At 38.6% G+C, this 25,049-nt stretch carries 19 protein-coding genes; 10 read left to right on the plus strand and 9 right to left on the minus strand.

What is annotated here, in order from left to right; all coding sequences use genetic code 11:
- The first annotated feature begins 244 nt into the window (after positions 1–244).
- Positions 245–1,639 carry an APC family permease gene (locus tag KI343_RS10525; protein ID WP_212926380.1) on the plus strand — a complete coding sequence of 465 codons (1,395 nt, stop codon included), beginning with the start codon at positions 245–247 and terminating at the stop codon, positions 1,637–1,639.
- Between the two features lie 382 nt (positions 1,640–2,021).
- Here KI343_RS10525 and KI343_RS10530 read toward each other — a convergent pair whose 3' ends face one another.
- Positions 2,022–3,404, minus strand: coding sequence for an alanine/glycine:cation symporter family protein (locus KI343_RS10530; RefSeq protein ID WP_212926381.1), 1,383 nt, complete (start codon positions 3,402–3,404; stop codon positions 2,022–2,024).
- A 362-nt stretch (positions 3,405–3,766) separates the two neighbouring features.
- Positions 3,767–5,356 carry a motility-associated ABC transporter substrate-binding family protein gene (locus KI343_RS10535; protein ID WP_212926382.1) on the minus strand — a complete coding sequence of 530 codons (1,590 nt, stop codon included), beginning with the start codon at positions 5,354–5,356 and terminating at the stop codon, positions 3,767–3,769.
- A 266-nt stretch (positions 5,357–5,622) separates the two neighbouring features.
- On the opposite strand from KI343_RS10535, the gene KI343_RS10540 reads away from it, so the two are divergent.
- The 5 genes from KI343_RS10540 to KI343_RS10560 all read left to right on the plus strand — a co-directional run bounded on the left by KI343_RS10540 (position 5,623) and on the right by KI343_RS10560 (position 11,106).
- Positions 5,623–6,561, plus strand: a complete 939-nt coding sequence (locus tag KI343_RS10540) for a phosphate/phosphite/phosphonate ABC transporter substrate-binding protein (RefSeq protein ID WP_212926383.1) — start codon at positions 5,623–5,625, stop codon at positions 6,559–6,561.
- Positions 6,562–6,810: 249 nt separating this feature from the next.
- Complete coding sequence (gene phnC, locus KI343_RS10545) at positions 6,811–7,584, plus strand: phosphonate ABC transporter ATP-binding protein (RefSeq protein WP_212926384.1); 774 nt, start codon at positions 6,811–6,813, stop codon at positions 7,582–7,584.
- The gene (gene phnE, locus KI343_RS10550) at positions 7,584–8,375 is read left to right on the plus strand and encodes a phosphonate ABC transporter, permease protein PhnE (protein ID WP_212926434.1); all 792 of its coding nucleotides are present in this window, start codon (positions 7,584–7,586) and stop codon (positions 8,373–8,375) included. Before phnC ends, phnE (KI343_RS10550) begins: the two co-directional genes overlap by 1 nt.
- A complete protein-coding gene (gene phnE, locus KI343_RS10555; RefSeq protein WP_212926385.1) occupies positions 8,372–9,175 on the plus strand; it encodes a phosphonate ABC transporter, permease protein PhnE in 804 nt (267 codons plus the stop codon). The genes phnE (KI343_RS10550) and phnE (KI343_RS10555) overlap by 4 nt, the downstream gene beginning before the upstream one ends.
- Positions 9,176–9,513: 338 nt before the next feature.
- Entirely contained in the window at positions 9,514–11,106 is a 1,593-nt protein-coding gene (locus KI343_RS10560) for a bifunctional metallophosphatase/5'-nucleotidase (protein WP_212926386.1), read from the plus strand.
- A 327-nt stretch (positions 11,107–11,433) separates the two neighbouring features.
- On the opposite strand, the gene KI343_RS10565 is transcribed toward KI343_RS10560, so the two are convergent.
- The gene (locus KI343_RS10565) at positions 11,434–12,315 is read right to left on the minus strand and encodes an aldose 1-epimerase family protein (RefSeq protein ID WP_244856884.1); all 882 of its coding nucleotides are present in this window, start codon (positions 12,313–12,315) and stop codon (positions 11,434–11,436) included.
- A 377-nt stretch (positions 12,316–12,692) separates the two neighbouring features.
- Between KI343_RS10565 and KI343_RS10570 the strand changes: the two genes are divergently transcribed.
- Entirely contained in the window at positions 12,693–13,175 is a 483-nt protein-coding gene (locus KI343_RS10570; protein WP_212926387.1) for a DUF1307 domain-containing protein, read from the plus strand.
- Positions 13,176–13,416: 241 nt separating this feature from the next.
- Positions 13,417–13,668: a hypothetical protein gene (locus KI343_RS10575; protein ID WP_212926388.1), complete on the plus strand. Its 252-nt coding sequence runs from the start codon at positions 13,417–13,419 to the stop codon at positions 13,666–13,668.
- Between the two features lie 146 nt (positions 13,669–13,814).
- Here KI343_RS10575 and KI343_RS10580 read toward each other — a convergent pair whose 3' ends face one another.
- A complete protein-coding gene (locus tag KI343_RS10580; RefSeq protein WP_212926389.1) occupies positions 13,815–14,546 on the minus strand; it encodes an alpha/beta hydrolase in 732 nt (243 codons plus the stop codon).
- A gap of 344 nt (positions 14,547–14,890) precedes the next feature.
- Between KI343_RS10580 and KI343_RS10585 the strand changes: the two genes are divergently transcribed.
- Positions 14,891–15,424 (plus strand): GNAT family N-acetyltransferase, encoded by a 534-nt coding sequence (locus KI343_RS10585; RefSeq protein ID WP_212926390.1) that lies wholly within the window; start codon positions 14,891–14,893, stop codon positions 15,422–15,424.
- Between the two features lie 323 nt (positions 15,425–15,747).
- Positions 15,748–16,209 (plus strand): DUF1307 domain-containing protein, encoded by a 462-nt coding sequence (locus KI343_RS10590; protein ID WP_212926391.1) that lies wholly within the window; start codon positions 15,748–15,750, stop codon positions 16,207–16,209.
- A 70-nt stretch (positions 16,210–16,279) separates the two neighbouring features.
- On the opposite strand, the gene KI343_RS10595 is transcribed toward KI343_RS10590, so the two are convergent.
- The 5 genes from KI343_RS10595 to KI343_RS10615 all read right to left on the minus strand — a co-directional run bounded on the left by KI343_RS10595 (position 16,280) and on the right by KI343_RS10615 (position 24,955).
- Positions 16,280–18,151, minus strand: a complete 1,872-nt coding sequence (locus KI343_RS10595; RefSeq protein ID WP_212926392.1) for a glycoside hydrolase family 13 protein — start codon at positions 18,149–18,151, stop codon at positions 16,280–16,282.
- Positions 18,114–20,534: a glycogen/starch/alpha-glucan phosphorylase gene (locus KI343_RS10600; protein WP_212926393.1), complete on the minus strand. Its 2,421-nt coding sequence runs from the start codon at positions 20,532–20,534 to the stop codon at positions 18,114–18,116. Before KI343_RS10600 ends, KI343_RS10595 begins: the two co-directional genes overlap by 38 nt.
- 448 nt (positions 20,535–20,982) lie before the next feature.
- The gene (gene glgA, locus KI343_RS10605; protein WP_212926394.1) at positions 20,983–22,524 is read right to left on the minus strand and encodes a glycogen synthase GlgA; all 1,542 of its coding nucleotides are present in this window, start codon (positions 22,522–22,524) and stop codon (positions 20,983–20,985) included.
- Between the two features lie 126 nt (positions 22,525–22,650).
- Positions 22,651–23,823, minus strand: a complete 1,173-nt coding sequence (glgD, locus tag KI343_RS10610) for a glucose-1-phosphate adenylyltransferase subunit GlgD (protein WP_212926395.1) — start codon at positions 23,821–23,823, stop codon at positions 22,651–22,653.
- Positions 23,813–24,955, minus strand: a complete 1,143-nt coding sequence (locus tag KI343_RS10615) for a glucose-1-phosphate adenylyltransferase (RefSeq protein WP_212926396.1) — start codon at positions 24,953–24,955, stop codon at positions 23,813–23,815. Before KI343_RS10615 ends, glgD begins: the two co-directional genes overlap by 11 nt.
- Positions 24,956–25,049: the final 94 nt, after the last annotated feature.

Here is a 25,049-nt window from a genome sequence, read left to right on the forward strand (position 1 = left end):
AGGGTTGGCTCTTTATACCCTACAAATAATTACATAATGAGCCCTATCTAAAACGCTTTTCTTTCAGTCTCAATTCCGCTGTAGAGTTGATTTAATTAATATCACTAGCTCATCTGGTACTATTAAAACTTTAATTCTGGTACTTTTTATCACATAAAAAAATTGTAAAATTAAAATCAAATTGAATATTTAAAACGGTGGATAATATTGTAAACGCATAAATAATTATGTAAGGGGTGTTTAGATGGAAGATAAGAAATTTTCAAAATCCATGACAATGACCGATGTGTTGTTCCTCTCCACAGGAGCCATGCTTGGATGGGGATGGGTTGTCTTATCAGGGGATTGGATCAGTCAAGCTGGTTTCTTAGGAACAGCTATTGCTTTTCTATTAGGTGGTTTGTTAGTTGTCTTTATCGGGCTCACCTACGCCGAACTGGCAGCAGCTATACCTGAAACAGGCGGTGGATTGGTATTCGTCCTCCGGGCCTATAATCAGAAACTTGGTTATTTAGCCGCATGGAGTGTGCTATTTGGATATGTCTCCGTTATTACGTTTGAAGCAGTGGCATTACCCACTGTGATTGATTACGTCATCCCGGTTAATCATCAAGGATACATGTGGTCCTTGAGTGGATTTGATATCTATCTAACCTGGGCATTAATAGGATCTGTGGGTGCAATTTTGCTCTCGTCTCTTAATTATTTCGGAATTAAGCCTGCCACCATTCTACAAAATGTGTTAACGGCTGCTGTTGTACTGATTGGTTTGGTACTTGTCGCCGGCGGGTTTGGAAACGGTGATATTTCAAATCTTCAACCTTTAATGGGAGAAGGAATGGGCGGCGTGATGACCGTACTCATTATGATTCCGTTTCTATTCGTTGGTTTTGATGTCATTCCACAGATTGCATCAGAAGTGAAAGCTCCTCCAAAATTCATTGGCCGCTTTTTAATTATATCAATTATTGTATCGATTATTTTCTATGTATTAATTGGTTTTGGTGTATCTATCGGATTATCACCGGCAGAGCTAGCAACTACAAATCTAGCTACTGCAGATGCAATGGGGAACCTATTTAATAGTCCAATATTTGCCAATATTATTGTTATTGCAGGGGTTGCCGGTATTATTACAAGCTGGAATGCGTTTATTATTGGCGGAAGCCGAATATTGTACGCGATGGCAATTCGAGATATGATTCCAAGGTGGTTCGCTTATATCCATCCAAAATATAATACACCGACTCACGGCATTATCTTTTTAGGATTGCTCGGTTTTTTCGCACCGCTCTTAGGGCACGCTGCCTTAAACTGGTTTGTCAATGCCGGCGGGATTGGTATTGTGATTGGGTATCTCATTGTTTCTATCTCTTTTATGAAATTACGAAAAACAGAACCAGAATTGGAACGACCATATAAAATAAAGTACTGGAAAACGACTGGTATTCTAGCAATTGTACTAAGTGTTTTATTTATTTTATTATATATGCCAGGAATGCCTTCTTCCCTCATCTGGCCAATGGAATGGCTTATCGTAGGAGGTTGGTATCTAATCGGGATTTTACTATATTTTACAGGTTCCAAGAAAAACACAAAGCAAAAGAATCAGGAAAACAAACATAATGCGGTTTTATAATGAGCGTATCGAACGCTGATAGGTACTCTAAAAGGCTTGAATGCGTAGAATGCGCCTTTCATCGATATTCGTTTTAGCATTACCAATTAAATGAACGCAAATGTACTTCCCCTGATAAACGTAAAACTGAAAGGGGAAGTACATTATTGTAGAAACTCTGAGAATCCTTAAAGATGGAGGATTTCTCTATTTTTTTGTTTTTAAAGCTAATTCCTTAACTAATTCAATGTTGAATTTAAAGTTGTTTTTAAATAATACTAGCCGTCATACTGAAGTCAGATGAAAAACATAAGCGTATGAGCCTACTTGAGCATGGTTCAAATAGGTTCATACGCTTTTATTCCCAAGGTCTTATCACTCAACCTTATATCAATGCTAGCTGCTAACTAGCCAACTTTTGTTTCTTTTCTTCTATTTTTTCCTTTTTCCGTACTTCTCTAAACTTGTTTGTTTCTGCCACAATCACACCCGATAATAAACAGAGAGCAATTAAGTTGGGAACAGCCATCAACCCATTGAAAATATCGGCAATATCCCATACCAATTGGACGGATTGAACTGCACCAAACAATATCACAAGACAGAAAATAATTTTATAATAGATCGTATTCCGGTCACCAAAAATATAACCGAAACATTTCTCTCCATAATAAGACCAGCCGAGGATGGTTGAATATGCAAAGAAAATAAGGCCAAACACAACAATATAGTTACCTACACTAGGCAAGAAAAAGTCGAATGCTTCCCCAGTAATCACAGGGGCTGCATCTCCTCCAAATTGTAAATGAAGACCACTCATTACAATAACAAGACCAGTAATCGTACAAACAATCATTGTATCAAGAAATGTTCCTGTCATGGATACCAAAGCTTGTCGTCCAGGGTAATCCGTCTTCGCGGCAGCGGCAGCGATTGGAGCTGAACCAAGGCCGGCTTCATTAGAGAACACCCCACGGGCAATACCATACCGAATTGCTAAACCAATAGCACCACCGCCTACAGCCTCCGGACTAAATGCAGCCTGAAAGATAACCGCAAAAGCTGCAGGAACTTCTGTAATATTCAAAATAACAATAATAAGTCCACCAACTATATAAAATAAAGCCAGAAATGGTACAAATATGGCCGTAACTCTTCCAATTCCTTTAACTCCACCAAGCAAAACCAAAGCAGTAAGTACCATCAATACAAATCCAGTGACCCAAGGATTAACATTAAAAGTAGCTTGTAAAGATCCTGCCACGGTATTCGACTGTGTCATGTTTCCAATTCCAAAGGATGCTAAAAAACCAAACAATGCAAACAAGACAGCTAGCCATTTCCAGCCTAACCCCTTCTCTATATAATACATGGGACCGCCAGAAATTTCGCCTTTATGATTTACGGTACGATATTTAACAGCTAAGATAGCTTCACTATATTTCGTTGCCATTCCAAAAAAAGCAGCCAGCCACATCCAAAATAACGCACCTACACCACCAAGAAGTACAGCTGAAGCAACTCCGGTCATATTACCAATTCCAAGCGTCGCCGCCATAGCTATCATCAGTGATTGGAAATGAGATATATCCCCTTTTTCATTTTTGTCTCCCTTTTTACTTTTAGAAAAGGTTAATTTAAGCGCATAAGGCAGATCTCTTATCTGTAAAAACCCAAGACGCAACGTTAAAAAAATTCCTGTTCCCACAAGCAATATAAGTGTAATTGGTCCCCAGACAATGCCATTAATAGTATCAACTATTTGCTGTATTCTTTCCACTTCCATATCTCCTCCTTTTGTCCAATCTTCGGTTTTCTCACAAAAATAAAATTAAAGTAATTCCATTTTAAATGAATTTCAACCGGAAATCTATTAGAAAATGGAGAAATATTAAATAATAATTCATTAAAAAAATAGAGGTAGAGTAAATGGATAAATTAACCCGCTGTCTATCAACGGAAACAAATCGGGAATAGTCTTGAAAGCTTCCGTATTCGTTCCTACTCGAATTTTAGAGCAAAAAAACTATCACCTTGAAAACAAATGATAGTTTTTCTTAAATTATCGTTTCTTAAACAATAGATTATATGATTTTCTGCCTAACTCTTTTGAGTCCGAATATCCGATTTATTATATTCTTGTCTTAACTACTCAGCAAGCGAATAGATTACTTCACTGCATTCTAAAGAAACACGTTGAGAGCCAAGTATAATTGTCCTGGTATAAACATTATTTCCGGACCCTAGTCGGAGCCGGATATTCGCACTACCTTCCGATGCGCCATTACTGACCCGCATAGTTACCGTAACTTCAGCTTTTCCTGACTCGTCTGCCTCTAAAACTCCAATACTTTGATAACCATAGTTATCCGGCCAGGTTCCGTCTTCATTTTGTATTTGTGAAACAGCCTTCCCGCCATGAAGATAGATTTGCATTTCTGCATTGTCAATAACTTGTCTAGGTTCCAGATTCATCAACGTTATCGTTGCTTCAAATGGAGTACCATCTACAGGAACTGTTTCCGGTGTATCAATAGAATATATGATATCTTTTGGCGGATTTATCTCAGATCCAAAAGCACCATCAGCAAATGTCGACTGATCATACCATAAATAGCCCTCCGCAGGCTCTCTCCATGGTTCACTTTCAGGCTCCGAAGAAGTTTCGGGGATTTCTATATCCAACATTGGAGACAGGTCATCTAAAGGAAGCTCAACTTCAGAAAAAGTCTGATAATCTTCCTGATTTGCCAGCCAATTCACGATATTGACCAACAACAAACCATTATCTGCATCCGTAAAGCCATCATAGGTACGCTTCATCCCTCCATGCTCTTCGTTGCGATACTTTGGTGTGCTGTCCTCTACTGGAGAAGAATCTCCAATAAATGCAGACTTTCCATCTCCTCTTTTCCCTATAGCTACAAACGGACCTTCATCCGTTCCACCGCCAAAATAAACACCCTGATCGACAGCGTTGCTCCACTTATTTTCAGCTTCCGTTAATCCTTCAGGTAAATAAACAATGCCTTTGGCTATTTCTGGATTCATTATAGCCAAAGTTGATCCTGCGTGAATAGTCACTTCACCGACACCTTCCGTTATATCAAATGCTTCTGCAGAAGGAACGATGTCATTACCGATGGTATTATCAATTGCATTATACCGGAACCGGACTCCAAATTCCTCCTTCAGCCAGTCCGTACTTTCCACTCCGTTCATTGCTTCCTGCTCCCCAGTACTCATTCCTTTTGTCGGATCCTCATATGCTCCGCGCCGCCAACCATTCATTATTTCATTCGAGTCCCAGCGATTAAAATTTCGGTCGGCATTATAATGATCAGCGATAAAAAAGACACCTCCCCCATTCTCAGCAAATGTTGCAATTGCTTTTTGTTCAGACGTCTTAAAAGGAATTTGCGCTTCAGGAATAACAAGTACATTGAAATCTTCCAAATTTTCCAGTGTTAAAGGCTCTGTACTTCTGTGCTCTTGAACAACGTATCCTTCTTCTGCCAGGGCGTGAGCAAAATCGGAGAAAGCTCCATCAATTACCCAGTCGGATTGTCCTGCGGTCTGACCATGACTGTTATCAAACAGAACTTTCATCCCATTTGGCTGTTCAGGGTTCAGCGCGGGAGCAGGATCATTGGGTTCTTCTGCCGCCGCAATACTCCAAAATACATAAAACAACCCGAAACACAAGACTAACATCGTCCCTCTCAAGGCATACTTCATTCTACACACACCTCCCTTTTGAATTTGAAAATGATTTCGAGACAACTTTATCATACCAAAACAGTTAATTAATCACATTAAATATTTAAAAATTTAAACAACTTCACCTTTAAGGCAAACACATGACATAAATTGACTTTAAATTTACTTCCTTTTAACAAAGTTTTGTGTATTATTTGACATATTCCATGTTATAATGATGTAGAATTTCGAAATAACAGGTAATTAAAACTATTACCCATATTTTTTACTAGGAGGTTTTATCAATGACGTGGAAGAAAGCAGGCATTTTTCTATTTGCAGCATCTTTATTGTTTTTAGTAGCATGTGGAGATTCAGATGATTCGGCCGACAACGATAAATCATCAGATGGTGATACATACGTACCCGATTCACTGACAGTACAATTCGTTCCATCTCAAAATGCAGAAACTTTAGAGGCGAGAGCAAAACCTTTAGAAGATTTACTGGAGAATGAACTGGGTATCGATGTTACTGTAAGCGTATCCACGAATTATAATACAGTCGTCGAGGCGTTGGCTTCCGAACAGATTGATGTTGGATTCCTGCCGCCAAATGCATATGTGCAAGCACATGACGAATATGGAGCAGCAGATGTTCTGTTACAATCACAGCGTTATGGTGTAAATGAGGATGGTACAAATACAGATGAACTTGTGGACTCTTATTATTCTATATTTATCACAAAATCTGATTCCGATATTGACAGCATAGCTGATTTAGAAGGCAAAACCATCGCCTTCCAGGATATCACTTCTTCGGCTGGATATGTTTGGCCTGCCGCTGCTTTGTTAGACGAAGGAATTGATCCTTTATCGGATGTGAATCCTCTGGTTCTTCAAGGTCATGATGCTGCTGTTACGGCAGTACTTAACGGAGAAGCAGATGCTGCAGCAATCTTCCAAGATGCGCGCAATGTTGTTTTATCTGATTTCCCTGATGTGTTTGAAGATACAAAGGTTATTGGCCATACAGAAGCAATTCCAAACGATACTATCGCTGTACAGACAAATATGGATGAAGAATGGAAAGAAAAAATCCAGCAAGCATTTATTAATATCGGTAAATCAGAAGAAGGCCGGGAAATCGTTCGAGATATATACACGCATGAAGGCTATGTTGAATCCAAGGATTCCAATTTTGATATTGTCCGCGAATATTCCGAGCGCATTCAGGAACAGTAGAAGCAACATGTACTGACTCCTCTCGAAAACCTTTAAATTTATGTCTTCTTAAAGCCGTAAATTTTAAAGCAAATTATTCTATGATGGTTTATCAAGTAAATAAAGCTTTATAGCATCATTCCTAAAAGGATGTCTAAAAGGGTAAATCCTTTTTATTCATCCTTTTTAAAATCTTCATATCTTGTGTATGCGGGATCTGCATACAGTCAGCTTATGGCGACTGATTTCTGATAAGAAAGTTGGGTAAATATGATTGAATTAAATGACGTTTCTAAAGTCTATTCAAATGGTGTCAAAGGATTAGAAGATGTTAATCTAAAAATTGATAAAGGCGAATTTGTATCAATCGTCGGTTTATCAGGCGCTGGTAAATCTACACTGCTTCGTTCGATAAACCGTCTCATTGATATTTCTTCCGGTGATATAAAAATAGATGAAAAGTCAATCACTTCTGCATCGGAAAAGCAGTTGCGGCTAATCCGCAGAGACATCGGAATGATTTTCCAAAGTTTCAATCTTGTAAAGCGTTCCAGCGTACTGCGCAACGTGCTCTCCGGGCGTGTTGCTTATAATAATACTTTACGGACGCTTTTGAATCTATTTCCACAAAAAGATATTGACCTTGCCTTGAAAGCCTTGGAAAGAGTGAACATATTAGATAAAGCCTATACAAGGTCCAGTGAACTGTCAGGCGGACAGCAGCAACGCGTTTCCATTGCCCGCACATTGGCCCAGGAGGCAAAAATAATCCTGGCTGATGAGCCAACAGCATCACTTGATCCAGTAACTACCAAACAGGTAATGGACGATCTTAAAAAGATCAATACAGAAGATGATGTCACGGTTATTATCAACCTGCATTTTGTTGATCTGGCAAAAGAATATTCAACAAGAATCATCGGTCTCCAGGCAGGAAAAGTCGTATTTGATGGCACACCAGAAGAGGCCACGGAAGAAGTTTTTGAAGAAATTTACGGTCGCTCACTTAAAGAAGATGAACTGCTTGGGGAGGAAATTCTATGATGGACACAAAACTGAATGGACCACTCCCGGCAAAGCCTGCAAGGTGGCCATTTTACTTTTTTCTTATTGGTCTGTTTACAATTGTGTTGCTTAGTGCCGTTTATATTGGAGCAAATCCACTTACTTTTATCCAGAACAGCGACAATATGATTGAATTAATCGTCAGCATGTTTCCACCTGCTTGGTCGTATATAGCAACGACAACGCCGGCCATGCTGGAAACGATCCGTATGGCTTTACTCGGAACTACCATCGGGATGATATTTTCTATTCCTATTATGTTCCTGTGCGCACGTAATATTTTCCGGCTTCGCTGGCTGACGGAGTTATCACGAATTGGTTTGAACGTTTTGCGTACCATTCCTGATCTCCTTTTAGCTGCTATTTTTGCTGCAATTCTCGGTTTCTCACCTCTCGCCGGAATTGTCGCCCTATCTATCTTTTCGATTGGGATTATTGCAAAATTGTCCTTTGAAGCAATTGAAAATATTGATAACGGACCGTTGGAATCAATGGCTGCGGTCGGAGCAAATAAACTGCAATGGATTGCTTTCGGGGTTGTCCCGCAAATACTGCCGCATTTTGTTTCCTATGTGCTTTATACATTTGAAATCAACATCCGTGCTGCAGCTATTCTTGGCTTGGTTGGAGCAGGCGGTATTGGTATCTATTACGACCGCGCACTTGGTTTTTTTGCCTACGATCAAGTTTTGGCACTGATTCTGTATACGTTAGTCGTTGTCATTACCATTGATTTAATTAGTTTGAAGATAAGGGAGAAACTGCTATGAGTCAACGTGATCAACTAAAAAAAGCACGAGCCAAAAAGAGAGGAAAACTCGCACTTCTGCTCATCGGTCTTATTGCTCTATACGTCTGGGCAATCTTTGGAATTGAATTCAAAGGTATACAAGAAACAGCCGGACCTGTTACAAAAAATATATTAAAAGGTTTCACCTCGCCAGATTGGAGTTATGTATACAGCCCTAACGGCGAAGATTTAATCAGGGGGCTGCTGGAAACACTGGCCATAGCCATTGCCGGTATTTTCCTGTCTATTTTACTTGCTATTCCTGTCGGACTTTGGGCAGCCAAAAATTTAAGTAAAAACTCCATCACTTCGCAAAGCGGCAAAGGGGTATTGAGTTTTTTTCGTACACTTCCTGATATTATTCTGGCCCTTCTTTTTATTAAAGTAGTCGGGCCCGGTGCATTTGCGGGGATGCTGGCCCTTGGTATTGGAGCCATGGGTATGCTTGGTAAATTATATGCGGAAGAAGTTGAAGCAATGGATCCGGGACCAGTTGAATCGATTGCGGCTGTTGGAGGGAATAAATTGCAGCAGCTTGCTTTTGGGGTACTTCCTCAAGTAATACCCGGTTTTATTTCCGCAACGCTCTATCGCTTTGAAATCAATATGCGTTCTGCAGCTACCTTAGGACTCATTGGTGCAGGAGGAATCGGAACCTCGTTAATTTTTGCCATCCAAGGGCGCAGCTGGGATCGCGTTGGAATCATTATTATTGGCCTTGTTGTAGTTGTGTTAATCGTCGATCTGCTTTCCAGTGCATTGAGAAAGAGAATTACTTAAAAGAAGGTATAGTACCCTCATTCCATCATCGGTTGTTTACTATTTATCCTGATGTAACTGGCTGGGACTGGGACTGCGATTACTCGTCCCATCGAAGGGCTTTTTTAGACTCCCACTTCGAAAAATGAAGAAGCTTGTAAATTCTAAGCGGGAGATTAACAGCCAGTAACGGTCGGATTGGTACAACTAACTACTCTTTTAATGGGGTGAGTAGTCGTTTTCGAGGGACGGGTAGGGATAAAAAGAAAATCCCCAATGAATGAAGTTTTACGTTATGGAATGAAATAAATGGAGCACCTTATACTGGTCCCAATCGCAAAAAAGGAGCGTGTATATTTTTGAAAAAGAAAAAAATTGCTATCTTATTTACAAGTGATGTCCATGGCAAAATTTCACCCTATAACAGTCAGGATAAAAGCTATGATGGAAAAGGATATGCCAAGGTTTCTTCTGTCATAAACACGGTAAGAAAAGAAGAAGAGAATGTCATTGTCATTGAGAATGGAGATATGCTGCAGGGCACGCCGCTTTCTCATTACATGCTTGCGGAAAAAGAAGATAACAGTCAAATCCATCCGGTTATTTCCGCTTGTAATACCATTCAATATGATGCAGCCGTTATCGGCAATCATGAATTCAATTATGGGCAGGACAAGCTAGAAAAGGTTGTGAATGATTCGGATTTCCCCTGGTTATCTGCCAATATCGTTAAAAAAGGAACTACCGATCCTTACTTCGGGACACCGTATCTAATAAAAGAATTTGATGGATTGACTGTTGGTATCCTCGGATTGACAACCAAAAACATTCCTGTTTGGGAGCCGGATCGTCACATTGATCGTTTCGATTTTCTGGATCCAGTGGAAACTGCACAAAATTGGATAAGCCATTTAAAAGATGAGGAACAGGTGGATGTTATCGTTATTGCCTATCACGGCGGTTTTGAATTTGACCCTGTAACAGGACAATATCTTGCCGTTAGCAACGGAGAAAATCAAGGGAACGAGCTGCTGGCAAGCCTGCCTGAACTGGATGTATTAATTGCTGGTCACCAGCATCTGGTCTATCATGCTGTTACAGAAGACGACACAGCGGTTATCCAGTCTGGAACGAAGGGAGAATTCGTCGGTCGTATTGACTTGGTCTTTGAAAAGGAGCAGAAAGAAAACAATTATACATTAGTACACCGTGAAACGTCACTTATACCAGTAAAAGATGCTACAGCAGACGAAAAAATATTAACAGATATCAAAGAAATTGAAAAAGAAGTAGACGACTGGCTTGATGAAACATTAACAACCGTATCTGATCCATCCACGATGCAGATTGAAGATCCGCTGAAGGACGTATGGATAAAGGAACATCCTATGATTGAATGGGTAAATAAAACCTTTTTGAAAATTACTGGTGCAGATATGGCATCCACAGCCTTTTTTCTCACTCAGGGTATGACATTTGGCAATACACTTACCAGGAGGGATATACACACCTTCTATCCGTTTGCCAATACATTAGTCATCATGGAGGCAACTGGAGAAGAAATTCGGGCCTCCCTTGAGTTCAGTGCATCCTTTTTAACATTAGATGCAGATGGTAACCCTGCGGTAAACGAGTCTTGGAAGTATCCTCGCCTCCTCAGCTATAACTATGACATGTGGGAAGGGATTCAATATACTGTTAACCTATGGAAACCACAAGGCGAACGGATTACTTCCCTTACATTTAACGGAGAAGCACTTGATCCAAATAAAAAATACCGCGTCGCAACGAGTAGCTACCGGGCAAGCGGTACAGGCGGCTATGACATGTTTGCTGAAGATAAAATCATCAAAGAATTCCCGTTCGGTATAACCGAAATGCTGATTGAGGAATTGAAAAAAACAGAAGCGTTTATTCCGCAAACTAACCAAAATTGGAAGGTATTGATGTAACATTCTTCTGTTGCATTAAAAATACCGGCTATTTCTATGAATAAATAGGAGGAGCCGGTATTTTTAATAATGTACTGTTATTTTGTATAGAAAATTCTCGCTCTCAAAAGGCTCCAACAATTTCCCTTGCAAGTAATATGAGATGGAGCAAGTGGTTCCCTTTCTTCACTCAAACGTCTGGCCTCAAGTAAATGCATTGAAATATACGTCAATTCATGAAAAATAAAACGGTATTCCCTGCCAGTCCTATTCATTTTGTAAAATCTTCCCTTATCACCTTATAACTTCATCATCTTTATGAAAATCAACGCACAGAAGCTTAAACAATCATTTAAATTTCATCGTGTAAGCCTTCTGAAAAACATCACCAGCTTCTAATTGGTTGATGCCAAATTTTTCTTTTAAATCACCTGTAGCATCCTGTGTATCCGCTATACCGAACCAGGGCTCAATACAAACAAATGGCGCAATTGTATTGTTTTTCTCATTATATTTAGACCAGATTCCTACAAAAGGAAAGCCTTTAAATGCTACCTCCACGCCATGATTTGATTTCGCTGAAACAAGTTCTATATTATCGATATGACTGTATATCAGTGCATCGTTTGCAAACAAATCTGGCTTCAGCGTTATTTCCGACAAATTATGACGGACTCCCTTCTCCTGAATCAGAGCATCCTCCAGACCATACTCCACGACTTCTTTATTTTCAGCAGGCGTAAATTTCAGTTGATAATCCTCCAATATTTCATTTCCCAAAAGCGGAATGCGAAAAGCAGGATGTGCGCCAATTGAAAAATACATCTCTGTGCTATTTCTATTTTCTATTTTCCAATCCACGGAAAGAGAATTCTGGTGAAGAGAGTAGGTGATAATTGCTTTAAATTCATAAGGGTAACTATCTTTAAAACGCCCATTTGACACTATTTCAAAGGAGGCATACTCTAAAGAATGTGCGCTCAACTCAAAATCAACATCCCTTAAAAACCCGTGCTGAGATATCTGATATGTATTCCCGTCAAGCTGGTATTGATCTCCTTTCAATCGGCCGACAATCGGAAACAATACCGGTGAAACGCGTCCCCAGTATGTACTGTCACCTGACCACATATAATCTAATTTATTTTTCTTATGCTGTACAGCCCGTATTTCCGCTCCATTACTTTCTATTTCCACTTTTAACCAATCATTTTCAAGTATTTTTATCAATTTTGCTTCGTCCTTTCTGCAATGAAATATAAGATAGAAAAGTGTTTCTCTAATTTATCTTAATGTGTAAAGGTATGTAGCGTCCAGTTTAGCTATCTGTTGCATGTATTTAAGAAAATATTTCAATTTTTATTACAAACAAACCCTTGATATTCACAGCCATTTATATTTTGTCGTTATTTCCCGGGAAATGTTGAAATTTCCTTCGTTCAAGTAAGATAGACTATAGTCTGTTCTCATACCTTCAACGACACTTTCACTTTATTCATTATGAATAGTATGACTTTTTATTGTTTTTTAAATTCACTTTGACATAAGCTATTTATTTCGGTAAACTAACTATGTAATAAATGGAGAGAATAGGAGAAAAAAAGATCATGAAAAAGAAAACATTTAGAATTACTGGACTACTATTTTTATTAATTGCTATCGTAGGATTAACAGCTTGCGGCAAAGAGAAAACCGTTGTTCTTCAAGCAGAAGATTTTGGAATTAACGCGGAAGTCACTATAGAAGCTAAAGGCGATGAAATGACAAAACAAACTGCAAAACAAGAACTTCCTTATGACCTCTTAGATATTGGATCAAAAGAAGAAGCTGAATCATTGGACGACATGCTTCTCGCCGACCTTGAATCGTATAAAGATATCGAAGGTTACGAATATGGTATAGAATATGGGGAAGACTCTCTAACGTTAACCGAGAGTTTTGATTTTGTAGCAGGAGATATTAAAGAATTAAATACCATCCCGGAAGCTGATTTTCCAGAACTAGAGGATAATGAATATTTAAGCTTAGAAGAAACAATTAAATTGTTTGAAGATGATGGGTTCGAAGTCGTAGAAGAAAAAGAAGAATAAAATATTAACGAAAAAGCCGTACACAGATGTCTATTCACCAACAAGAGAAAACACCTCCTAAAGTCGTTAACAACTTTAGGAGGTGTTTTCTCTTTTATTATTTTAATTGGTCTAATTCTTTTAACAATAAAGAAATCCCCCCCTCAATAATTGCCATTAATAACCCGTATATTTTTCTTCATTTGTCCCACACTAACTACCGTTGTTGATTCACATTCTAAATGGATAGGGATGATAATTAATGATGGATAATCAAAAAGGAATGATCACGTCACTAATTGCTGCAGGAGTAGTTGGTGCAGCAGCCTATGGAATTAGTAAAGGTGTACAAAATGGATCATTTCAAAACATGTCACAAAAGCTTTCCAATTCCATGAATAGCTCCACTATGCAAGACATGGCGAAACCGCTTCAAGATATGCTTACAGGCGGTGGCCAAGCAATGGATCAAAGTAATAGTGGACAGAATCAGAATCAAACACAATCATCTTAGGAAAAATGCAGGAGCATTTATTTTAAGATGATACAAAGGGATGGCACATAGCGTCATCCCTTTTTTAAAAATTTGAAGTGGCGTCAGTTTAAGCAGCAGGAAACAAACCAGCTTCAAACCTTGGGAAATAGAAAAAGTTCATTTTCCTATTTCCATGATTGCAATGCACTCAGCGATTTCTCGATAATCAAATCCTGGTCATTATCTAAAGTCGCTACATGGTAACTTTCTTTTAAAGAGATAATCTCTTTTTGTGCTGACGATATTCCTTCCAGTATCGTTTGGGAATTATCCGGTGGAACCACATGATCTTCATTAGAAACAAAAATAAGTGCCGGACAAGTTATTTTTGCTAAATTTGCTTTTGTTTCTTTCATCAGTTTTTTTATTTCACCAATTGATTTTACAGGTGTTTTATCGTAAGCTAACTCCACTGCACCCTCTTTTTTAATATCTGAGCCGATAGCATCTATGAAACGCGCTTCTTGATTTTCGTCCATTGCGGAAATTTCTACGGCTGCATTAATTAATATTATCCCGGCCAGTGAATGTTTCGCTGCTGTATGAAGTGTTAATGTTCCACCCATTGATAAACCACACATGAAAATCGTATCACATCTTTCTTCAAGCCAGGAATATGCCTCTTCAATAGAGTCTACCCAGTCCTGATATGTGCATTTTTCCATATCCTCAGGAGCTGTACCATGCCCTTTTAATCTCGGACCATAAACGGTATAGCCTGCGTCTGCAAAGGCTTTTCCAATTGGATACATACTCTGTGTCGTACCTGTAAAACCATGAGATACAAGGACACCTACTCGATTCCCTTCAAATTGAAATGGTTCTGCACCTTTTAACACTGGATACTGCTCGTTCATTTACTATTCCTCCTCTTGAAACTGAAATATACTTGTTATTTAAGGATAGAATGAATTAGAGAACCTGACAAGTGATAACGCTTTCTTTTTCAAGTATGAAACAGTTCTATCCCTTCAAAAGCTCTGTTATTTTTTTATCAAGATTATTTTTTAGAGCTGTTAATTCCTGCTTCTCAATAATCTGCCTTTCTGATTCTTTAACCTGATAATTATACAGCAAGCTTTCTATGATTGGATGGATGTTTTCAACTGCTCCTTTCCGCTGTTTATCATTTCTTGTATATTTAGTAAAATATACAAGAAGCCGCTACCGCAAATTTATCTTAAAAGAAAGAGGAATTCTTATGAATATAATACTTCGCCAAGAACAACCACAAGATTATCCAAAAACAGAAACGCTCATTGAACAAGCTTTCCGACATGAAGAAATGAGTGATCAACAAGAACATATTCTAGTGCAGCGTATCCGCAGATCCAATGCTTTTATTCCTGAACTATCTATTGTTGCAGTCAATCAGCAGGATGACGTCATTGGACAAATTCTTTTTTCAAAAATAACAATTGAAAATAACGAGCACACAACGGAATCACTCGCACTTGCGCCTATTGCTATACATCCAGATTACCAGAGGCAAGGTATTGGTTCCAGGTTGATGAGGAAGGGCTTAGACGAAGTGAAAGAGGCTGGATATACGTCTGTCATTGTTCTTGGCCATCTCGATTACTATCCTCGCTTCGGCTTTAAGCCAGCCAGTTTATGGGGAATTGAAGCTCCATTTGACGTCCCAGATGAAGCATTTATGGCGCTGGAATTAGAAAAGGATGCGTTAAGATATGTAAGTGGTATCGTTCAATACTCTGAGGCATTTTCTGAATAACAAACAGCTTAACAAGCCTTCCGGTTAATCCACAAATGGCTATTTACACTGATATCTTATCTTTTAAACAAACGTTTTGAGTCTCAAATCCAGCACAACGTTTAGCGCGGTTAAATAGTCTCGTCCTTTATTCATTCACAATTTCACTTTGACATTAATAAGTTAATTGGATACGCTAACTGTATTATTACATTGGATAGGAACAAGGAATAGAATGAAAAAATCCACGTATTCTATTAACCTATCAACCCTTTTTGACTTTGCTATTTTATTTCGATACGATTACCTTAAACTACAATTCATAGGAATAGGAGAAACCGACCATGTTCAATAAAAAAAACTTTAAACTGACAGGATTTATCCTCCTACTTATATCCTTCTTTGCTTTAGCAGCATGTGGAACCGATCAGGAAACAGAGACCTATAAATTAGAAGAAGACAATAATTCCATAGAAACCACGTTTGTGGCTGAGGATGGAGAAATCATCGAGCAGTCAACCGAAAGCATTACCTCCTATGAAAGTATCAGAGGTATAGAGTCTAAAGAAGATGCAGAGGCTCTCCTTGTCCCTTCTGCAGAGCCCTTACAAGGTATTGAAGGTTTAGAGTACAATCTTGATTTTCAGGATGATCATTTTATCGAAACCATTAAAATCGATTTTACAACTGTTGACACTTCAGAAGTGCCTGGACTTGCCGAGTTACTAGAACAAGAGGAAGAGCACTTAAAACTGGAAGATGCGATAAAGTATCTGGAAGAACAAGGCTTTGAAAAAGTAAATTAGAGAACGAAAGCCGCCTGAATGAAATTCGTTTCCATTCAAGCGGCTTTTTATGGATCCTATAGTAAATAAACTAGCGTTCTCCAGTTACAAAGAAATCACTTTTTCCACCTATTGTTAATTCATGAAAGATATCCTTCAGCTTTTCATCTGTTAATGGTATCTCACGCAGAAAGTGTAACTCCTCCCACTGACAGGTTTTCTCTGCATCATGCGGATTGATGATATAGAGGCTATATTTGCGATCTGTAAAACGGAGCATCCCCAAAACATCATCGGTATGGAACAAAACGGAATCACCGTATTTTAACGTGTCATTTTGCTTTCTTTCCGCAATCCATTTCTGACAATGCCTGAAAATTTCTTGATCAAGGTCCTCCCATGGAAAAAATTTGCGGTTATCCGGATCCTGTTCTCCTGTGACACCAGCTTCATCTCCATAATAAATACAAGGAATTCCCGGAGCAATCAGTAAAAAGCTCAGCGCCAGTTTCAGTCTATCTTTATCTTTTCCTAATAAAGTATAAATTCGTTTGGTATCATGTGTACCGATATTGTTCAAATTATTGAAAAGAACATCCTTTGGATAATTCTCTTGGAGTTGCGTTAACCTGTGGCAAAGCTCTTTTGGAGACTTCTCCAATTGCAGTAAATCTAAAACCGTATTTCGGAAGGGGTAGTTCATTGCTCCGTGCAAATGATTCCCTAAAATATATTGTCTTCGTTCATCATAAGAGATTTTATTCGAAGCATCTTCCCAGACCTCACCAATAAGCACCTTTTCTTGATACTGTTCCAACTTATGGCGAATTCCTGCAATAAAGTCATCCGGCAGCTCATCTGCAACATCCAAACGCCATCCATCCACACCTAGCTTGCTCCATTTATCAATCACACTGCTGTTTCCCTGATAAATATAATCTTGAAATTCTTTGTTTGATTTATCTACTTGGGGCAGGTCATCAATTCCCCACCATGATTTATACTCATCCGGATAATTAATAAATGTAAACCAAGGATAATAAGGGCTGTCTTTGCTTTGATATGCTCCCTTATCTTCTCCATACGAGCCATCGTAATTGAAGTAGATACTATTTTTTCCAACATGGCTAAATACGCCATCCAAAATGACATAAATTCCTTCTGCATGAAGTTCCTCTATCATTTTCTGAAACAAAGCTTCGTCTCCAAGCATTGGATCAATTTTCATATAATCCGCTGTATCATAACGGTGATTGCTTGCTGCTTGAAAAATAGGATTAAGATAAATAGCATTTATCCCTAAGTCCTTTAGATAAGGTATTTTCTGCCGGATTCCTTCTAAATTCCCTCCATAAAAATCCCAGCGGAGAATTTCTCCTTTTAGTCCACGTACATACAGGGGGGTATCTCGCATATCACCATAAAGAAAACTATTTCGCTTTGGAGCATTCACTTTTTTATCCAGATTTCCGTTATAAAAACGATCAGGGAATATTTGATAAAACACAGCTTCTCGATACCAATCCGGTGTTTTTTCTTCCTTTTCAAAGCACGTTAACTGATAAGGAATCACTTCATGCCGCTCTTGGTAAAGCTGCCCCTCCCCTTTAGATGGTGAAGCGCCCCAAAACTGAGTGATTTCCTCGTCATTATCGCCCTTCCATTTCCATGAAAAATAGTAAAAATATAAGCCTTTTCCTTCTTCGAGTGTATAGGTATAGGAGAATCGATTATCTCCTATATCCTTCATTTGGTATTTCTTTTCATGATCCTTACTATTCTCTTTTCGAATAATAAACTGCACTTCGATCAATTGACTCACATGAACATCAATTGAAAATGTAACCTTCTCTCCAGCCAGAACAGCTCCAAATGGCTGTTTATAGTCACTTATCCATGAATTATAATAAACACGATGCATAATACTATCCTTTCTCAGCAACAAGTGAATCTTTTGGTTCAATTTTCCAAATATCCTCTGCATATCGGCGAACCGTCTCATCAGAAGAAAATCGGCCAGCATTGGCAATATTGATTAAACTCATCCTTTGCCAGAAGGTGTGATCCCCATAAGCTTTGTCGATTTCTTCCTGCGCTCGTACATAAGAATCAAAATCGCGAAGTAAGAAATATTCATCATTGTGCTTAATAAGTGAATCAAAAATCTCGCGGCCTTCATAGACAATATTCGGGATGGTTCCGTCAATAAATGCATTTAAAACACGGCGAATGACTGGATTTTCATCATACAGCTGTTGTGCAGAGTATCCTTGGTTCTCATAATATTCATAGACCTCTTTCTCGGTGAGACCAAAGATATAAATATTATCATCGCCAACCGCATCTCGTATTTCCACATTCGCACCATCTAACGTAGCAAGCGTAACTGCACCATTTAGCATTAACTTCATATTACTTGTACCGGAAGCTTCTTTAGATGCTAATGAAATTTGTTCACTGACATCGGCTGCAGGAATAATCTTCTCTGCTAAGGTTACATTGTAATTCTCTAAAAAAATCACTTTGATTCTATCATTGATATCCGGATCATTATTGATTAAATTTGCCGCTTCATTGATACATTTAATAATGACTTTTGCATAATGGTAGCTTGGCGCTGCTTTTGCCCCGAAAATAAATACTCGTTTTTGCATATTGCTGCCTGGATTTTCTTTCAAATCTTGATAAAGCTTCATAATATGCAATAGATTTAATAGCTGCCGTTTATATGCATGCAGTCTTTTAATCTGAACATCAAAGATCGCATCTGTGCCAACCTCTATTCCGGTCGTTTCTGCAATATAATCAGCCAGCGCTTGTTTATTGATTTTCTTTGCCTTAGCTAATCTATCTAAAACAACTTGATCGGATTGATAGTTCATCAGTAATTTTAAATCGCCTGAATCCTGTTTCCAAGTCTTTCCGATCGTTTCATCCAATACGTGTGCCAACGGTTCATTGACAATTTGCAGCCATCTGCGTTGCGCAATTCCATTCGTTTTATTATTAAACCGATCTGGGTAAATAATATAAAAATCATGGAGAACAACAAATTTCAATAAATCCGAATGCAGTTTGGCTACACCGTTTGTACTATGGCTGCCGATAATAGACAGATGCGCCATATGGACCTGCCCATCACGAATAATCCGGGTACGTTCTACTAAGTCATGTGGATGGATTTCCTGCATGGAGCGTACATAGCGCGCATCAATTTCCTCAATAATTTGGTACATACGTGGCAATGTACGTCGCATCAATTCAATCGTCCATTTTTCTAATGCTTCAGCCATTATTGTATGGTTCGTATAACTCATCACTTTGACTGTAATATCCCAGGCCTGCTCCCATGATAAATCTTCTTCATCCACCAAAATACGCATCATTTCTGGAACACATAATGCTGGATGTGTATCATTAATATGGATGGAAACATATTCACTTAATTTCTGAATCGGCTTTTGAATCCTTTTCTTATAACGGCGGATAATACTTTGGATCCCTGCTGACACAAAGAAATATTCCTGTGTTAAACGGATTAACCGCCCATGCTCATTGGAATCATCCGGGTAGAGTACAGCTGTTAAGTCCTCTAATTCTCTGCGTCCTTGAATACTTTGGTATTTATCTTCCTCGAAATCAGGGATTTCTACTGACCATAATCGCAAGGTATTTACAACATTATTCTCATAACCTACCATTGCTGTATCATATGGGACTGCCCGAAGAACACGTTCATTTTCATATATGGGTTTTAATTTTCCATTGTTTGTTTTTGTCAAATAAACATGTCCGCCAACCCGAACATTTACAGCCTTACTTTCTCGACGAACTTCCCAAATATTCCCGCTTTGCAGCCATTCATCCGGAAGTTCCACTTGATACCCATCCACGAATCGCTGTTTAAAAAGCCCATAGTCATACCGAATCCCGTTTCCGTTTCCAGGTAGAGCACAGGAAGCAATCGAATCCATAAAGCAGGAAGCTAGTCTTCCAAGACCGCCATTTCCTAATGCCATATCCTTTTCTACTTCCGCTAGTTTTTCTAAATCAATACCAAGATCAGCTAAAGCTTCTCTTGTCATATCTAATATACCTAAATTCAGCAAGTTACTTTTCAACATCTTTCCTGGTAAAAATTCTATGGAAAAATAATAAACCTGTTTTTTCTTTTTATTTACATAATACTTCCACGTATCTCCCCAAGCGTCAGAATAACGAGCCTTTACTAAAGTCCCTAATGTATAGAAAAGCTCTTGTTCCGTGGCATCCTCCAACTCCATTGCATAATTCTCTCTCAGCCTTTGTTTTAATTCTTTTTTAAACATTTCCTTATCTAAAGCCATGTTATAATCCTCTTTTCCGCATTAGCTAAGTCTTGCGTCCAAATCTTCCTTATACAGAAAACTTGGCAAGCCAAGCCTATAAAGGCGCAGGATTGCCCTCGTTTTGCTTATACTATACTCCTTGAATTCTTCTTGCTTTCTTAAAGTGAAACATTCTACTCGCATTACGCTAAGAGAGCTTTTGAATTTTTGCCCTCCTCCTAAAGAAGCTACCCTTCCACCCAAACGGATACTTTCGTTTGTTTTCCAGACGATAAGAAGATGTTCAAAAATCAATAAAACTAACACCGTGAGGAAAGTAATTCTTCTACACATCGTGCGGGCAATGTAGAAATCACCTTAACACATAAGAAACTCGGCATTGGGAACTCCACGCCAGCTCGAGCTTTTAACACACGATTTTTCTCAGCAGATGAGTAAGCGCGGTTCCAACTGGAGCCCTAGGACATTAACGCCGACGCTGCACCAGGTGTTTTCTTTGGGACGAGTAACTGCCGTCCCACAATGTTGCGAAAGCAGCCGGCTGATCCTTTTTATCCTCTGCTTTGCCCCCGTCTTTCAAGTATATTTCTTTATAAAGTGAAAGGTAATGCTCCGTAGATGTTTCCCAACTAAAATCTTGGGACATGGCATTCTTCATAAGCTCTTTCCATACATCCTTTTCTAACTGATATACATGAATTGCTTTTTTCAATGCTTCCATCATATAGTATGGGGTAAATAACGAGAATCCAAACCCAGTACCTGTTTTTTCAATCGGATTATATGGCTCAACCGTATCCTTTAGTCCTCCAATTTCATGAACTACCGGTAATGTGCCATAGCGCATGGAAATTAGCTGTGATAAGCCGCACGGTTCAAATCTAGAAGGCATTAGGAATATATCGGCACCTGCATAAATTTTTTGTGCAAGTGTGACATCAAAGGTAATGTTTATGGAACATTTATTTGGATACCATTCTGAAATCAATTGGAATTGATGTTCAAATGCCGGGTCCCCTGTCCCCAATAGCACAAACTGAACATCATATTGTAATAGGTTCTCTAACTCTTCAAGAACAAGATGAAATCCTTTTTGGTGTGTTAAACGGCTGACTACCGCAATAATAGGAGCATCTTCTCGGATGGGCAGACCCATTATTTCTTGCAATTCTTTCTTACATTTTTTCTTGCCATTTAGATCAGTTAAAGAATAGGTAGTTTTGAGGGCTGAATCTGATTCTGGATTATTAATCTCGTAGTCTAGTCCATTAACGATACCAGATAGTTTTCCTTTTTCCTGTTGCAGAATCCCCTCTAATCCGCATCCAAATTCGGAAGTTTGAATTTCTCGCGCATAAGAATGACTGACCGTATTTACACGATCAGCATATACAATACCCGCTTTTAGAAAATTAATATCATTTTCATAGCGAATAGTCCCGTCATGATATCTTCTATCGCCAACGCCAAATAGATCAGCTAATACCTCCGGGCTGTATTGACCTTGAAACTCAATATTATGAATGGTTAATACGGTGCGGATTGATTGGTAACTTTCAATCCAGTGATATTTTTCATTTAGGAGAAATGGCACCATTGCCGTATGAAAATCATTTAAGTGGATAATATCTGGAATGTAATCAACGACTTGCATCATTTCAATTAAAGCTAGCTGAAAGAAAGCAAAGCGTTCCCCATCGTCATAATAACCGTACAAATTATCTCGATTAAAATAATATAAATTGTCAATAAAATAATATGCGACATTATTCAATTGTAACCGTTCAATTCCACAAAATTGATTTCTCCAGCCTACATCGACAGAAAAGGAAGCTATATGCTCGCACTGTTCTCTATATGCAGCTGGCATTGTTTTGTGAAGCGGCAGTACAACTGCCACTTCGATGTCTTTTTTTGCTAATTCTTTTGGTAGGGCACCAATCACGTCTCCAAGCCCGCCTGTCTTGAAAAATGGTGCACATTCCGCACTAGCAAACAATAATTTCATGTATTTTTTTCCTCCCTCTCATTCTGTGTGGAAATATAACTTACTATCAACATTTCGCCTTTGACATAATAGCTTTCGGGTATTTGCATCTCCCCTGTATAAATTGGCCTGGTTGCGTGATTTATCTTATCCGTCTATTCCGCTGACTACCGCTTCTTTCGTAATTATATCGTTTGTCACGTGCTGATATTTTTCAATAACTACTGGATTTTCTTTTGTTCCAATAATCTGTACGCCTGGGTCAACAACAATGTTCTTATCCAAGATGGCGTTTTGAATCTTAGCCCCCGCACAAATTTTTGCTGATGGCATAATAATCGAATCGATGATTTCTGTTCCTTTTTCGATCACTGTTCCACGTGAAATGGAAGATCCTACTACCTTCCCTTCAACAATACATCCCGTTGCAAATTGACTATTACTTACTTCAGATGAATCAGAATAGTACGTAGGAACTTCGTTTTTTAACTTGGTATATATTTTTTGATTCGAATAGAGCAACGAACTGAATTTTTGTTGATTCAACATATCGAGCGACGCATTATAGTACGAATTCACATCAAAGATATTGCTTAAATAACCTGTATATTCATAGGTTGAACTTTTTACAGTGTGAATTTTTTTACGCAGAAAATCTTGTAAATCAGCAGGCGCTCCTTCGTGTTGCCCTTCTTTTAATCGCTGTATTAACCATTCTGTCTGTACAATATAAATATCCATGCATAGATTCTCTTGCTCTTCTGTTTGGACATGCTCCATAAACGGACGCACTTCTGTAATACGGCCATTATCTGTCAGCGATAACACGATATCGGATTGACATATCATTTCTGGCTTCACTTTTTTATAGACAACGGTCATTTCATTGTTATGCTGCTGATGAATTTTTAATACTGCTCGCAAATCAATGTTACAAATCATCTTGCTGCTCATATATACCGTATACTCTGATTTGGATTTTTCAAGATAATCAATGAGCGGTCGATAATAGCTTGTATTATGTGCTTTGAGTTTCAAAAAGTCTTGATATAAATGGATGAAGAAACGATTATGCACTCCCTCTAAATTCCACTCTTTTCCTCCGCCAATATGATCAAATACAGATTGCGTTTCCCCTTCGTTAAAAATCATATAAACGGTATTTATATTTGCATTAACAATACTGGAAAGCGGAAAATCAATTAATCTATATTTGCAAGCGAACGGTAACGTTGCTAACGGTCTTTCATTCGTTAAAGGGAGTAAAGCATTATAGCGTTGAATATTTCCTAAAACAGCACAAAGTTTATTAGTCCTCATCCATCGTCACTCCAATCACTTCAGAATATCCTACGACTCCTACCTCTTCCGTTCCATCGATGACCGTATTGTCTCCCACAACGGCATCTTCTCCGATAATCGCTCGGTGAATTGTTACATTTTTGCCGATACTGGCTCCTGGCATAATAAAGCTCTCGGTAATTTTGGTGCCTTCCTTTACCTGTACGTCATTTGATAGAATACTATTCTTAATATGCCCTGCAACATAACATCCATCAACAATTAAAGAGTCCGTTACAGAAGCTGTATCGGTCAAAAAGTTTGGCGGCGAAATGGTATTTTTAGAATAGACACGCCATGACTTATCACGAATATCCAAATTCATATTTGGATCAATAAATTCCATATTCGCTTCCCATAGTGAATCAATCGTTCCGACATCTTTCCAGTAACCGTTAAAACGGTATACAAATACATTCTCTCCACTTTCTAGATAAGCAGGAATAACATGTTTACCAAAGTCCAGCATATGATCATCTTTGGAATAGCTATTTAATAAAACATTTCGCAATCTGTTCCAATCAAATATATAAATCCCCATAGATGCCAGATTACTCTTTGGGTTTTCCGGTTTTTCTTCAAATTCAATAATTCGGTCATTTTCATCTGTATTCATGATCCCAAAACGGGAAGCCTCTTTTTCTGGCACTTCAAGAACTGCAACGGTTAAAGAAGCATCATTCTCCTTATGCGTCTCAAGCATTTCCTCGTAGTCCATTTTGTAAATATGATCTCCAGATAAAACAAGTAAATATTCGGGGTTCATTTCGTCGATATAAGCAATATTCTGATAAATAGCATGTGCTGTGCCTTCAAACCACTTGCCGCCATCTGATCCAGCATATGGCTGCAGAATAGTTACACCAGAATTGATTCCATCCAGCCCCCAGCTTGTCCCATTATCAACATGATTATTTAAAGCAAGCGGCTGATACTGGGTAACTACACCAACATTTTTAATGCCGGAATTGGCACAATTACTCAGTGTGAAGTCAATAATACGATACCTTCCTCCAAATGGAACAGCTGGTTTGGCAATATTTTTAGTTAATTTACCTAATCTTGATCCTTTTCCTCCTGCAAGGATCATTGCTAGCATTTCATTTTTCATATCATGTGGTGAAAGCAGCCTTTCACCTGTCCCCCCTTCTATTACTCTTCTAAAATCTGGTATGTTAGTAGAATCTTATTTTGTATTTGTTCCC

The organism is Oceanobacillus sp. J11TS1 (genome assembly GCF_018333215.1).
In the GTDB taxonomy this organism is placed as follows: domain Bacteria; phylum Bacillota; class Bacilli; order Bacillales; family Amphibacillaceae; genus Oceanobacillus.